The organism is Thalassobacillus devorans (assembly GCF_900176565.1).
GTDB lineage: Bacteria > Bacillota > Bacilli > Bacillales > Halobacillaceae > Thalassobacillus > Thalassobacillus devorans_A.
This window is the reverse complement of sequence record NZ_FXEH01000006.1, coordinates 1,773,970-1,787,975: the sequence shown is the minus strand read 5'-3', so window position 1 is coordinate 1,787,975 and position 14,006 is coordinate 1,773,970. Positions and strand designations below refer to the sequence as shown.

Sequence of the window (14,006 nt, the reverse complement as noted above, 5' to 3'; positions counted from 1 at the left end):
AATTTTCGCTACATTAAACAGAAGAAGTTTTGTCCCGAAGGAGGAATAACCTTGCTTAGAGATATATTCAACAAGAAACGTAAATACGCTTCTCTTCCCAACCAGGAGGGGAAACAGGATGTACCAGAAGGTTTAATGCAGAAATGTCCAGGGTGTAATAAAATATACTATCGTAAAGAATTAGAAAGAAACTTGAATGTATGTCCCCATTGTGATTATCATCATCAGCAAAATGCTTACGAAAGGCTTGAGAGTCTTTTAGAGAAGGATTCCTTCGAAGAGTGGGACAAGTATATGATTTCAACCAATCCATTGGGATTTCCGGAGTATGAAGAGAAGCTAGAAAAAGACCGTAAAAAATCAGGTTTGAATGAAGCCGTTATTACCGGAAAAGGAAAGATAAGAGGATATGAAACGGCTATTGCTGTTATGGATGCCCGCTTCCGCATGGGAAGTATGGGAGCGGTTGTAGGAGAGAAGATAGCTAACGCAATTGAACAAGCAAGAAAAGAAAAAATTCCTTTTATCATTTTTACAGCTTCCGGGGGAGCCAGGATGCAGGAAGGGGTCATCAGTTTAATGCAGATGACCAAGACATCCGTAGCCATCCAACGTCTCCATTCAGATGGTGGATTGATGATCTCTGTCATGACGCATCCGACTACAGGAGGCGTTTCTGCCAGTTTTGCCTCGCTTGGAGACTTTAACTTTGCAGAACCGGGTGCTTTGATTGGGTTTGCTGGAAGGCGAATCATTGAACAGACGATCCGCGAAAAGCTTCCGGAAGACTTTCAAACGGCAGAGTTTTTATTAAAACATGGACAGTTAGATGATGTTGTTCATCGTCATGACTTGAAAAATAAACTGGAAACGATCCTCAGCATTCATCAACCTGGAGGTGAGTTGTCGTGAAGCAGGTACTGGATTTTGAAAAACCGGTTATAGAACTTAGAGGAAAAATTGAAGAATTGAAGAAACTCACACAGGAAAGTGAGATGGATTTAAGTGAGGAAATTGAAACGTTGGAACAGCGGCTCGAAAAGCTGGAAGAAGATGTTTATGATCGCCTGAGTCCATGGAATCGAGTTCAAATGGCACGTCATCCAGAGCGGCCTACCACCCTCGATTATATTCATTCCATTTTCACCGATTTTATGGAATTGCATGGTGACCGGTTATATGGGGATGATGAAGCGATCGTAGCCGGAATTGCTAATTATAAAAATCAGCCCGTCACGGTCATTGGCCATCAACGAGGCAATGACACGAAAGAGAACCTTCGACGCAATTTTGGTATGCCTCATCCGGAAGGGTACCGGAAAGCTTTACGGTTAATGAAGCAGGCGGATAAGTTCAACCGCCCGATAATTTGCTTTATCGATACGAAAGGCGCTTACCCTGGAAAGGCTGCTGAGGAGCGGGGTCAAAGTGAGGCGATTGCGCGAAACTTGATGGAGATGGCAGGGTTGACCGTTCCTGTGGTATGTATTGTTATTGGAGAAGGAGGTAGTGGAGGTGCTCTGGCATTAGGTGTTGGGGACCACATCCATATGCTGGAAAATTCTACTTACTCGGTTATTTCTCCTGAAGGAGCTGCTGCTTTATTATGGAAGGATTCCAATCTCGCTCAGAATGCTGCAGAAACCATGAAAATTACTTCCTATGACTTGAAGGAGCTCGGCATCGTGGACAAGGTCATTCCTGAAATTCGTGGTGGTGCTCACCGGGATATTAAGGCACAGTCAGAGAAAATCGATCAGATACTGCAGGAATCGCTGGAAAACCTGAAATCACTCAGTAAAGAAGAATTATTGGAGTCACGATGGGAAAAATATAAGAAAATTGGAGATTATACAACTCTTCCATTATAATAGAAGTAGTCTGAAGGACAGGGGAAAGTCGCACAATTGTGCGACTTTTCGCATCTTATCAGGAAGGGAGCGCTTTCATGCTTAAATACCTGAATCTTCCTGTTCTTCATATTTGCCAAGGGTTTGTGCATGCCGTATAATTTTTTTCGCAAACTGAGAGGCTCGATTGTTACAACTGCCTAAACATGAAAATGTCACAGAATCGATGTTGCTATTCGATACGTTTAGATTTATCTTGAGATGGGGACAAAAGAAACAGTGGAACCTATAAAATGAGGTGATTGGTTATGAAAAAAATAGGAGTATTGACGAGTGGCGGAGACGCCCCGGGGATGAATGCCGCCATCCGCGCGGTAGTAAGAAAAGCTATCTATCATGATATAGAAGTGTATGGCATTAAATATGGCTATCAAGGTCTGATTGATGGAAATATAGAAAAAATGGAGCTTGGGTCTGTCGGTGACATTATCCAACGTGGCGGCACGAAGCTTTATTCTGCACGTTGTGAAGAGTTTAAAACGGAAGCAGGACAGCAGAAAGGTATCGAGCAGCTGAAAAAACACGACATTGATGGTCTCGTTGTCATTGGCGGAGACGGTTCTTTTAGAGGAGCTAAAAAACTGACAGAAAAAGGTTACCCTTGTATCGGGGTTCCAGGTACTATCGATAATGATATACCAGGTACCGACTTTACCATCGGTTTTGATACAGCGTTGAACACGATAATTGAAGCCATTGATAAAATTAGAGATACAGCTACCTCTCACGAGCGTACATACGTGGTGGAGGTTATGGGAAGAGATGCAGGTGACTTGGCATTATGGGCAGGTCTTGCTGACGGAGCTGAAACGATAATGGTACCTGAACGTAATGAAGACTTTGATGATGTAGTGCAACGTTTGAAACGTGGTCACGATCGTGGGAAAAAACATAGTATCATTATAGTCGCTGAAGGAGTTGGCAGTGGCTTTGACTTTGGCCAGCGCATCAAAGAAGCGACCGACCTCGAGACGCGCGTTACGGTTTTAGGCCATACCCAGCGTGGAGGTTCACCAACAGCTGCAGACCGGGTATTGGCGAGCAGATTAGGTGCGAAAGCTGTAGATATTCTTCTTGCCGGCAAAGCCGGCCGCATGGTGGGTATCCAAAATAACAAACTGGTCGACCATGATATCCTGGAAGTATTGGACCAGGGGCATATGCTGGATATGGATATGTACAAGCTTTCCCAGGAGCTGTCTATCTAAAGTTTGCAATAGGTCTGTCAGTTTTCAGTTTAATAAAACGCAGCTTGAAATAAGGAGGAAAAACATGATTAGAAAGACTAAAATCGTATCGACGATTGGTCCGGCATCCGAGCAGGTTGAAACGTTGACCAGGTTAATTGAAGCAGGTTTGAATGTAGCACGTCTTAACTTTTCCCATGGTGATTATGAGGAGCATGGCCAGCGGATCATAAATATCCGTGAAGCCGCCAGTAAAGCCGGCAAGAATATTGCCATTCTGTTGGATACGAAAGGCCCGGAAATCCGTACTGGTGTCATGAAGGATGGAGGTGTCAAGCTTGAGCAAGGGTCCAGCCTTTATGTAAGTATGGAGGAAGTGGAAGGAACAAGTGAACGTATTTCTGTCACGTATCCAGGACTTATCGATGATGTCCATCCAGGCTCTAAAATCCTCCTGGATGACGGTTTGATCGAATTGCAAGTAGAAGAAATCAATACTGAGAACAAGGATATCAAGACTACCGTACTTAATTCGGGGCTGTTGAAAACTAAAAAGGGTGTAAACGTGCCGAATGTAAGTGTAAACCTGCCTGGTATTACAGATAAAGATGCCAAGGATATTGAATTCGGCATTGAACAGAATGTGGATTTTATTGCTGCATCTTTCGTTCGCCGTGCATCCGATGTACTGGAGATTCGAGAGCTGCTTGAGAAACATGATGCCACTCACATTCAAATTATACCTAAGATTGAGAATCAAGAAGGCGTGGACAATATTGATGAAATCCTTGCTGCAAGTGATGGCCTGATGGTTGCTCGTGGGGATCTTGGCGTGGAGATTCCTGCTGAAGATGTACCACTGGTACAAAAGAAACTGATCCGTAAGTGCAATCAAGTTGGCAAGCCGGTCATTACGGCAACACAAATGCTGGACTCAATGGAACGAAATCCTCGTCCTACACGGGCAGAGGCTTCTGATGTAGCAAATGCTATCTTCGATGGCACGGATGCGATCATGCTTTCAGGAGAAACGGCTGCCGGTAATTATCCAGTAGAAGCTGTTCAAACAATGAACAACATTGCAAAGAAAACGGAAACCGGGTTAGACTATAAAGCGATTCTACAAGAACGCTCCAAAACAAGCGATATGACGATTACGGACGCAATCAGTCAATCGGTTACACATACCGCTATTAATTTATCTGTCAACGCGGTAGTAGCACCAACTGAAAGTGGTCACACAGCACGGATGATTTCAAAGTATCGCCCAAAGGCACCGATTGTAGCGATTACCTCTAATGAACGTGTACTTCGCCAGCTTTCACTAGTATGGGGAGTACATGGAGTGTTAGGTAAGCGAGCTGCTACTACGGATGATATGCTCGGTGAAGCAATTGACCGAGGCCTTGCTTCCGGCGTGGTTAATCGGGGTGACCGCGTCATCATCACAGCTGGGGTTCCTGTTGGCGAAAGCGGGACAACCAACCTGATGAAAGTCCATGTCATCGGTGATGTTTTGGCAAAAGGTCAGGGGATCGGTCAAAGCACTGCCTATGGCAGAGCGGTGATCGCTAAAAGTACCCAGGAAGCGTTAGATAAAGTGGAAGATGGAGATATTCTGGTAACATATGGAACTGATAAGGATATGATGCCGGCAATTGAGAAAGCTGGCGGCATTATTACCCAGGAAGGCGGGTTGACTTCCCACGCGGCAGTAGTTGGGTTAAGCCTTGGGATTCCAGTGATTGTAGGTGTTGAAGAAGCGCTTGAATTGATTAATGACAAGGATGAACTGACGATTGATAGTGCTCGTGGTGATATATACAGCGGACATGCCGGGGTACTTTAATTAATAGGGAAGGATGATATCATAAGACGGTATCATCCTTTTCTTTTTAGGTTATTTCCCATCTATCGTATAATAGAAGAGAAGACGGAAAAGGAAAGGATCATGCCAATGTTTCGTTGGTTATTATTATTTATATTAGTAGTACCTGCTCTGGAAATTGGTTTACTTGTCTGGGCTGGTAATTGGATTGGACCTTTATGGGTGGTCTTGTTGATCATTCTTACTGGAATAGTTGGTGCCTGGCTTGCTAAGCAGCAGGGCTTAGAAACTATATACAATTTCAGACAATCGGTAGCAAGCGGCCGTGTACCTCAGGATGCACTTCTGGATGGGGCTTGTATTTTAGTCGGCGGTGCGGTGCTTCTGACTCCCGGCTTCATCACAGATGCAATTGGTTTTCTTTTACTCCTGCCACCTACACGAGCTCCAATTAAGCGTTTAATACGTAAATGGACACGAAAAATGATGGATCGTGGAACGATTACTATTTATCCGAAGTGATTAACAAAGATAGAATCAATAATATAGGTAACAAAGGGGCTTTGTTCCTTTATATATAGGCTGTTCCCTAAGTCTGAAACGGGCTTCAGGGGACAGCTTTTTGCTCATCAACTACTTACGTACCACGCAAGCTTTAATGTACGGAATAAAATTAAGCCGTATTTTTTGGTTCGTTAATGAATCTCCAAATTTCGTGAAAAACACCCGCCTGGTGCAAAGTGTTCAATATGACAAGCGCGACCGGACCAATAATCAAGCCTAAAAAACCGAATAATTGAAATCCGATAAATAAAGAGATGAGAGTAGCTAATGGATCAAGCCCGATATTAGTGGATAGTAATTTCGGTTCCAGCATTTGACGCTGAATAATTACTAACATATAAAGAATCGCGAGACCGATCGTAAGAGAATAATTACCAGTCAGGAACATGTATATGATCCAAGGAATAAAAATCATTCCACTCCCCACATATGGCATCAGATCGACCGCCCCTGTAATCACAGCAATTGTCACGGCGTGGTCAACTCGTAAGACAAGTAAGCCGCATAGAACAGTACCTGCAGTGATCGAAGTCAGGATTGCCTGAGCTTTCATAAAACCAGCCAACGCCTGCTTTAACCCCTTTAGGACCGTCACAAAAGAAGTAACTACCTTAGATGGAATAATAGAAGTAAACCTATATGAGATCTTATCCCAGTCTTTGCTGATAAAAAAAGTCCCCAGGAACGAAAATACTAAAACGGTGAAATAATTGGGAAGCTCTTTGATGATCATTGGAATACCCTGAAGTAAAGATTGGATGATTCCAGCTCCCTGCTGTGCTATATTTTCACCAATTTGTTGCAAGTTTCCGATGACCGCCTCCTGCTGGGAAGGTTCCAGGGTACTAATGAGGGTCAGAATGCGTTGGTATATCGGGATGATGGTAGATGTTATAAAATCCTGGATATAGGTAATAAGTGTTTGGAAGTGTTGAGGCACCACTGTTGCCAGATAAGCGGTACCATTAGTGATTTCAACAACCAATAAAATTAAAACCCCGATACATAATCCCAGGAATATTAATATTAAAAGAATTACAGCAATACCTCTGGGAAAGTTAAGTTTTTCTTCTAGAAAGTTAACTGCAGGATTGATGAATAAAGCAATGAGGAATGCGAAAAAGAAAGGGTAGGCATATTGGAATGCATAATAGGCGAGTATCAAAGCAGCAGTAAGAGTTAACAAAACGACAAAAAGACGAAAAATTTTATTAATCATGGATGTTTCCATATTTGTATCCTCGCTTTGCAATAGGTTGTATAAACAAAGATTTTGGCTTGTCTATTACCATACCTATTCTTTAATGTGGTAGGATATAATAAGAGTCTTACTGTTTATCTGGAAAAATGCAGACTGTCATTGGTTCATGTCCATCCCCGATTTTCTGAATGATACTCCTATCCCTCGTTACATAGGTAAAGACGAGTCGATTATGATAGCGGTCATCATTCTGTTAGAAGTAAAGGGATCTTAAAATTGTATGAAGATTCAGTATGATACATAGATAATCATGTTGGATAAAGTGAAATCATCTCCAATTTTTACCGATTTAAATACAAAAAATGATAAAATCTATTCAAATTAACCGGTTTCAATTCACATATTTTTTAGAATGTTTTATAATTGCAGTGGGGATGATTTCCTATTCAGATTAACAGCTTGTTGGTAAAGCGTTTTCTTTTATAAATGTATATTTGGAAAGCGTCATCAAAAATAAAGGAGAGAATGGGTATGACAGCAACTAAAGGTCTTGAAGGTATTATTGCAACGCAATCATCAATTAGTTCCATCATCGATGATCAATTGACATATGTCGGTTATGACATCGATGATTTAGCCGAGAATTCCAGTTTTGAGGAAGTTATTTATTTATTATGGAATCAAAAGTTACCTAATGAACAAGAACTTAAATCTTTAAAAGAAGATCTTGCTTCCAATATGGAACTTCCACAGGAAGTCATTGATCATTTGAAGTCTTATGATCTATCAACCGTACACCCAATGGCAGCTCTTCGTACGGCTGTATCTATGCTCGGTCTTTATGATTCTGAGGCTGACGTGATGGAAGAAGAAGCAAATAAACGTAAGGCTGTACGCCTGCAGGCGAAAATTCCTGCGATCGTTACAGCATTTGCTCGTCTTCGCAAAGGACAAGATCCTATCAGTCCGAAAAAAGAATTCAGTTTTGCGGCGAATTTCCTTTACATGCTGAATGGAAAGGACCCGGAGGATATCGAAGTCGAAGCTTTCAACAAAGCGCTTGTCCTCCACGCTGACCATGAATTGAATGCATCTACCTTTACAGCGCGTGTCTGCGTGGCAACATTGTCTGATGTCTACTCAGGTGTTACCGCGGCAATCGGCGCTCTAAAAGGGCCTCTTCACGGTGGTGCGAATGAGCGTGTCATGAAAATGCTTACTGAAATTGGAGAAGTGGATAATGCTGTTCCATACATTAAGGAAAAGCTCGAAAATAAAGAAAAGATCATGGGAATGGGACACCGGGTCTATCGGAAAGGTGATCCACGTGCTAAATTCCTGAAAGAAATGTCAAAAGAACTGACAAAACTGACAGGTCACTCCAAGTATTATGAAATGTCCATTAAGATTGAGGACTTTATCAAAGAAGAAAAAGGACTGCCGGCAAATGTAGATTTCTATTCTGCGTCTGTTTACCACAGTCTGGGAGTGGATCATGACTTATTTACGCCGATTTTCGCTGTCAGCCGTGTTTCTGGATGGTTAGCGCATATCCTTGAACAATATGACAATAACCGTCTGATTCGCCCGCGTGCTGAATATGTAGGACCAAAAGGACAGACATATAAGTCTCTTGACCAACGCTGAGATCCTTCAGTGGTTCTATCCTAAAAGGGTGCATGATAATGAAAAGGGTATCACCTGAGTAATTATCTGCTAAATCCTTTTTATTCATGTTTATTTATCGTATGATAATGAATGTAATCCACATACCAACAACACATTAGGAGGTAATGAGATTGACACAAGCTGAAAAAATTACAGTAGAAAATGGAGTACTAAATGTACCTGATCGTCCGGTGATCCCGTTCATCGAAGGTGACGGAATCGGACCAGATATTTGGGCAGCTGCGAGCCGAGTAATTGAAGCAGCGGTTGATAAAGCCTATAACGGTGAAAAGAGTATCGAATGGAAGGAAGTTCTTGCTGGTCAGAAAGCGTATGACAACACTGGCGAGTGGCTCCCATCTGAAACATTGGATACAATCCGTGACTATAAAATTGCAATTAAAGGACCATTGACTACACCAATTGGTGGCGGTATCCGTTCCTTGAACGTAGCTCTGCGTCAGGAACTTGACTTATTCACATGTCTTCGCCCAGTACGTTGGTTCACTGGTGTGCCGTCTCCTGTTAAACATCCGGAAGATACAGACATGGTTATTTTCCGTGAAAATACAGAAGACATTTATGCTGGTATCGAATGGCAGAAAGGTACACCAGAAGCGAAGAAAGTCATTGACTTCCTTCAAAACGAAATGGGTGTACATAATATCCGTTTCCCAGAAACTTCTGGTATTGGTGTTAAACCTGTGTCGGAAGAGGGAACAAAACGGATCGTCCGTGCAGCTATCGAGTATGCATTGAACGAAGGTCGTAAGAATGTCACATTGGTACACAAAGGCAATATCATGAAATTTACCGAAGGGGCATTTAAAGCTTGGGGATATGAGGTTGCAGAAGAGGAATTCGGTGACAAAGTATTCACATGGCGCCAGTACGATGAAATTGTAGAAAAAGACGGTAAAGACGCAGCTAACAAAGCTCAGGACGAAGCGGAACAAGCTGGCAAAATCATTGTGAAAGATGCCATTGCCGACATCTTCCTGCAACAAATCCTGACTCGTCCAAAAGAGTTTGATGTGGTAGCTACTATGAACTTGAATGGGGATTACATTTCTGATGCCCTAGCAGCTCAAGTAGGTGGAATCGGTATTGCTCCAGGTGCGAACATCAATCAGGAAACTGGACACGCTATTTTTGAAGCAACTCACGGTACTGCACCTAAATATGCTGGGCAAGACAAAGTAAACCCTTCATCTGTCATTCTTTCTGGTGTATTGATGCTTGAACACCTGGAGTGGAGAGAAGCAGCTAACCTGATTACCAAATCTATGGATAAAACTATTGGTAATAAAACCGTAACGTATGATTTCGCACGCATGATGGAAGGCGCTACAGAAGTGAAGACGTCTGAATTCGGTGATGCATTAATCAAAAACATGGACTAATCCACACGACAGGGAAGGGGATTAAAATGGGAATCACACGTAAAAAGATTTCAGTAATCGGTGGAGGTTTCACTGGTGCTACCACAGCACTGATGCTGGCTCAAAAAGAGCTGGGAGATGTAGTGTTGGTGGATATTCCTGATATGGAAGGCCCGACAAAAGGGAAAGCTTTGGATATGCTTGAAGCAAGCCCGGTGCAAGGGTTTGATTCCAATATCATCGGTACCGCCAGCTATGAAGATACGAAGGACTCTGATTTAGTGATAATCACTGCCGGAATCGCTCGTAAGCCTGGTATGAGCCGGGACGACCTCGTAAGCACCAACTCGAAAATCATGAAGAGTGTTACGAAAGAAATCGTTAAGTACTCACCTGACTGCCTGATTGTTGTATTGACAAACCCGGTCGATGCAATGACTTACTCTGTATTTCAGGAAGCAGGCTTCCCTAAAAACCGCGTCATCGGTCAATCCGGTGTGCTTGATACAGCGCGATTCCGTACGTTTGTAGCACAAGAATTGAACCTGTCTGTTAAAGATATAACCGGATTTGTTCTAGGCGGACATGGGGATGATATGGTTCCATTAATCCGCTACTCTTTCGCAGGTGGTATCCCACTTGAAAAGCTCATTCCAAAAGAGCGCCTGGATGCAATCGTAGAACGTACCCGTAAAGGTGGCGGTGAAATCGTCAACCTTCTTGGCAACGGAAGTGCCTATTATGCTCCAGCTGCTTCTTTAGTCCAAATGGCAGAAGCTATTTTGAAGGATCAACGTCGTGTCATACCATCGATTGCCTACCTGGAGGGCGAGTATGGCTATGAAGGCATTTATCTCGGTGTACCAACCATCCTTGGTGGAAATGGTATCGAAGAAGTAATTGAACTTGATTTGACGGATGAAGAAAAAGCGCAATTAGATAAGTCTGCTGAGTCTGTTAAAAAAGTTCTTACTATTTTACAATAAATGTGAATGAATAATGGGGATTCGGGGTATACCTCGGATCCCTTTTATCACCAAAAAGAAAGCGTTTACATTAAGGGGGCGATGTAATGATAGGTAAAAAGCGCAAACTCGGCAAAAAAATTAATGAATTGAAGATTGGCGATCATTATACAACCGAAAAAACGATAGAAGATCGGGATCTATTAATGTATTTAGGACTGTCTGATGATGCAAACCCTCTTTATATCCAGCACGATTATGCATCCCAAACACCGTTCAAGCGACCGGTAGCTCCAACGGTGATGCTGCAGGGAATGATTTCTTCTCTGATTTCCATGCAATTACCAGGTCCAGGAAGTCACATTTTGCGGCAGGAGATGGATTTTCCCAAACCTGTTTATCATTATGCAGATCTCTCTTTTCGATTAGAAGTTGTGGAAAAGGATACAGCAAAGCATTCTGTAACTTTATCAATCATAGTAAAAGATTCAGATGGCGATGAGGTGATTAAAGGAGTAGCAGTAGTTTCTCCTCCTTACGAACCTGAATCCATGACTGCCAAATCTTTAGAGAATTTTTATTGATATAGAAGTTGAATAGTTAATACTGGCAGGAACGCTGTTATGAAGCCTTCCTGCCAGTTTTTTCATTGGTTCAGAAGAATAGGATTTAAGCCATAGGGAAGACTTTTACGAGACGAAAATCGCAGCCATCTATCAATTTCAACTATGTTCAAACGCTGATGTTCATTGTATGATGAAGATAGTTTCTTCGAGAGGTGATTAAAATGGCAGAAAAAATATTAATTGTAGATGATGAAGAATCTATCGTGACCTTGTTAAAGTACAATATTGAACAGGCAGGTTATGATACGGATGTAGCCTATGACGGTTCTGAAGCCTTACATAAAGCAGATGAGAATGATTATGACTTGATTGTTTTGGACATTATGCTTCCAGAATTAGATGGAATGGACGTATGCAAACAACTCCGCATTAATAAGATGGATACCCCTATTCTTATGCTTACAGCCAAAGATGATGAATTCGACAAAGTCCTTGGACTGGAACTTGGAGCGGATGATTATTTGACGAAACCTTTTAGCCCACGGGAAGTGGTAGCAAGAATAAAAGCAATTTTAAGAAGGGCCAATCGTACGGTTCAGGAAGAGAAGAAAGATACAATCGAGATAGCCGACCTGGTCATCTATCCGCAACAATATGAAGCTGCTATCAACGGAAAGCAATTGATTTTTACACCGAAAGAGTTTGAATTACTATTATATCTTGCTAAGCATAAAGGAAAAGTCTTAGCACGAGATCAATTGTTGAGCGCTGTTTGGAACTATGATTTTGTAGGAGACACGAGGATCGTGGATGTTCATGTCAGCCATTTACGTGAGAAAATTGAACCGGATACTAAGAAACCGGTCTACATTAAAACCATACGTGGGTTAGGATATAAAATGGAGGAGCCAAAATAAATGAGAGCTTATGCTCGCCCATTAATCACTTATACGCTTCTTGCCCTCCTCATCATGCTTGGATTAGGTGTTATATTAGCTCAGCTTACCCATGGTTATTTTGTTACTTTATTTGAGGAGAGAATCAAGAATGAAAGTGATTATTATGCTGGGGCATTTGAACGCTATATCGAGGATGACCACTATGACATCGAAGGGCTGGAGAAATTCAGTCAGGAAATTAATTCTGCTTTTATTTTTTTCGACGAAAACAATCAACTTCAAATTAATACTATGCCCATCATTCATAAAGAAAGTACAAATGAAAATGAAGCCATTGAAACAGCGACGGCTATGCAAAAGGACGGAGCACCCGGACAGTTTGTAAGAAATGATTATTATTATCCTGTATCCCTGGATACCAACGAAGTTAAAGGTACACTGGTTGTCGTTACCCCTGTTGCATCGTTGGAAAATATCACAAAGAATATATGGCTCCTGATTTCTTTTACGATACTGCTTGGTCTAGTAATTATTGCCATTATCGGTTATAGGATATTTGAAAAATATATCAAACCCATCCGCTCAGCTGCTGATACGGCACACCAATTAGCAGAAGGTAATTATAAAGCAAGGACTTATGAAGGTTATTTTGGTGAAGCAAAAAAGTTAAGTGAATCGATTAATATTCTTGCTCGTAACCTGCAAGAGATGACCACAGAGCAAGATATGCAGGAAAATAGACTGGAAGCCGTTATCAATAACATGGGCAGTGGCCTACTAATGATTGATGAAAAAGGTTATATTCATCTGGTGAATCGTGCCTTCTTAAAAAGCTTTACAGGAAGCCCGAAAGAATACGTGGGCAGACTATATTATGATGCCATTCCTTATCCATCGATCCATGAAGCGATTCAATCTGTGTTCATGTTAGAAAAGACAGTAAGAGAAACTTTTGTCTTACCCATCAACATCGACCGGAAATATATGGAGATTACAGGTGCTCCTATTTTTAATGAAAGTGGAAAGTGGAAGGGAGTAGTTTTAGTCTTCCATGATATTACAGAGTTGAAGCGCCTGGAGCAAATGAGAAAGGATTTTGTTGCTAATGTTTCTCATGAATTAAAAACGCCGATCACTTCCATACGTGGATTCTCAGAAACTTTATTAGACGGTGCTATGAAGGATCCTGCCCTAGTCGATCAATTCCTTAATATTATTTATAAAGAAAGTACCAGGCTGCAAACATTGATAAAGGATCTGCTGGAGCTGTCAAAGCTTGAAAAAGCTGAATTTAATTTGAACCTGGAAAATATCAGGCTGGATCAGTTATTGCAGGATCTACTTACCATTATAGAACCCAGTGCGGAGAAGAAAGCTATTCGCATCCGAAAAGAGATGGATCCTGATTCTTTGATAGAAGGTGATTCGGCGAGGTTAAAACAACTTTTCCTTAATTTACTGACAAATGCGGTAAGTTATAGCTCTCAAAATGGGGAAATTACGGTAATCCTTCGCCAGCTGGAGGAAAAGGTGCGTGTATCGGTAACAGATACTGGAATCGGTATCCCGAAAGAAGAAATACCGAGGATCTTTGAGCGGTTTTACCGGGTAGACAAAGCACGCAGCAGGAACTCTGGTGGAACCGGCCTCGGTCTGGCAATCGCAAAGCACATCCTGGAAGTTCACGAAGGTAAAATTGAGGTGGATAGTGAGCCTGGGAAAGGTACTACCTTCCATGTAACCTTGCCTAAACGTTTACACTAAATTAACAATTGCTTAATTTTTCCTTTAAATAGTTTTGTTATGCTTTAATTGACCCCTTCATCCAGGGTGTTT

General features: G+C 41.9%; 12 protein-coding genes. 11 read left to right on the top strand and 1 reads right to left on the bottom strand.

Annotated features, from left to right (window positions below; all coding sequences use genetic code 11):
* The first annotated feature begins 51 nt into the window (after positions 1 to 51).
* The 5 genes from accD to B9Y67_RS19980 all read left to right on the top strand — a co-directional run bounded on the left by accD (position 52) and on the right by B9Y67_RS19980 (position 5,447).
* Entirely contained in the window at positions 52 to 912 is an 861-nt protein-coding gene (gene accD / locus B9Y67_RS20000) for an acetyl-CoA carboxylase, carboxyltransferase subunit beta (RefSeq protein WP_085509087.1), read from the top strand.
* Positions 909 to 1,871, top strand: a complete 963-nt coding sequence (gene accA, locus B9Y67_RS19995) for an acetyl-CoA carboxylase carboxyl transferase subunit alpha (protein ID WP_085509086.1) — start codon at positions 909 to 911, stop codon at positions 1,869 to 1,871. The genes accD and accA overlap by 4 nt, the downstream gene beginning before the upstream one ends.
* A gap of 287 nt (positions 1,872 to 2,158) precedes the next feature.
* Entirely contained in the window at positions 2,159 to 3,118 is a 960-nt protein-coding gene (gene pfkA, locus B9Y67_RS19990; RefSeq protein ID WP_085509085.1) for a 6-phosphofructokinase, read from the top strand.
* A 64-nt stretch (positions 3,119 to 3,182) separates the two neighbouring features.
* A complete protein-coding gene (gene pyk / locus B9Y67_RS19985) occupies positions 3,183 to 4,946 on the top strand; it encodes a pyruvate kinase (RefSeq protein WP_085509084.1) in 1,764 nt (587 codons plus the stop codon).
* A 108-nt stretch (positions 4,947 to 5,054) separates the two neighbouring features.
* Positions 5,055 to 5,447, top strand: coding sequence for an FxsA family protein (locus tag B9Y67_RS19980; protein WP_062448082.1), 393 nt, complete (start codon positions 5,055 to 5,057; stop codon positions 5,445 to 5,447).
* Positions 5,448 to 5,598: 151 nt separating this feature from the next.
* Here B9Y67_RS19980 and ytvI read toward each other — a convergent pair whose 3' ends face one another.
* Entirely contained in the window at positions 5,599 to 6,720 is a 1,122-nt protein-coding gene (gene ytvI, locus B9Y67_RS19975; protein ID WP_085509083.1) for a sporulation integral membrane protein YtvI, read from the bottom strand.
* Positions 6,721 to 7,221: 501 nt separating this feature from the next.
* On the opposite strand from ytvI, the gene citZ reads away from it, so the two are divergent.
* The 6 genes from citZ to pnpS all read left to right on the top strand — a co-directional run bounded on the left by citZ (position 7,222) and on the right by pnpS (position 13,934).
* Entirely contained in the window at positions 7,222 to 8,337 is a 1,116-nt protein-coding gene (gene citZ, locus B9Y67_RS19970; protein WP_085509082.1) for a citrate synthase, read from the top strand.
* 152 nt (positions 8,338 to 8,489) lie between these two features.
* Positions 8,490 to 9,761, top strand: a complete 1,272-nt coding sequence (icd, locus tag B9Y67_RS19965; RefSeq protein WP_062447245.1) for an NADP-dependent isocitrate dehydrogenase — start codon at positions 8,490 to 8,492, stop codon at positions 9,759 to 9,761.
* A gap of 26 nt (positions 9,762 to 9,787) precedes the next feature.
* Positions 9,788 to 10,726, top strand: a complete 939-nt coding sequence (gene mdh, locus B9Y67_RS19960; RefSeq protein WP_085509081.1) for a malate dehydrogenase — start codon at positions 9,788 to 9,790, stop codon at positions 10,724 to 10,726.
* Positions 10,727 to 10,812: 86 nt separating this feature from the next.
* Complete coding sequence (locus tag B9Y67_RS19955; protein ID WP_085509080.1) at positions 10,813 to 11,289, top strand: MaoC family dehydratase; 477 nt, start codon at positions 10,813 to 10,815, stop codon at positions 11,287 to 11,289.
* Positions 11,290 to 11,492: 203 nt separating this feature from the next.
* The gene (locus B9Y67_RS19950; protein ID WP_085509079.1) at positions 11,493 to 12,188 is read left to right on the top strand and encodes a response regulator transcription factor; all 696 of its coding nucleotides are present in this window, start codon (positions 11,493 to 11,495) and stop codon (positions 12,186 to 12,188) included.
* Complete coding sequence (gene pnpS, locus B9Y67_RS19945; RefSeq protein WP_085509078.1) at positions 12,189 to 13,934, top strand: two-component system histidine kinase PnpS; 1,746 nt, start codon at positions 12,189 to 12,191, stop codon at positions 13,932 to 13,934.
* Positions 13,935 to 14,006 lie beyond the last annotated feature (72 nt).

Excerpts from the sequence above, each read along its gene's own strand:
- pfkA (WP_085509085.1), top strand. The coding sequence starts at position 2,159 with ATGAAAAAAATAGGAGTATTGACGAGTGGCGGAGACGCCCCGGGGATG.
- pyk (WP_085509084.1), top strand. The coding sequence starts at position 3,183 with ATGATTAGAAAGACTAAAATCGTATCGACGATTGGTCCGGCATCCGAG.
- B9Y67_RS19980 (WP_062448082.1), top strand. The coding sequence starts at position 5,055 with ATGTTTCGTTGGTTATTATTATTTATATTAGTAGTACCTGCTCTGGAA.
- ytvI (WP_085509083.1), bottom strand. The coding sequence starts at position 6,720 with ATGGAAACATCCATGATTAATAAAATTTTTCGTCTTTTTGTCGTTTTG.
- citZ (WP_085509082.1), top strand. The coding sequence starts at position 7,222 with ATGACAGCAACTAAAGGTCTTGAAGGTATTATTGCAACGCAATCATCA.
- mdh (WP_085509081.1), top strand. The coding sequence starts at position 9,788 with ATGGGAATCACACGTAAAAAGATTTCAGTAATCGGTGGAGGTTTCACT.
- B9Y67_RS19955 (WP_085509080.1), top strand. The coding sequence starts at position 10,813 with ATGATAGGTAAAAAGCGCAAACTCGGCAAAAAAATTAATGAATTGAAG.
- B9Y67_RS19950 (WP_085509079.1), top strand. The coding sequence starts at position 11,493 with ATGGCAGAAAAAATATTAATTGTAGATGATGAAGAATCTATCGTGACC.
- pnpS (WP_085509078.1), top strand. The coding sequence starts at position 12,189 with ATGAGAGCTTATGCTCGCCCATTAATCACTTATACGCTTCTTGCCCTC.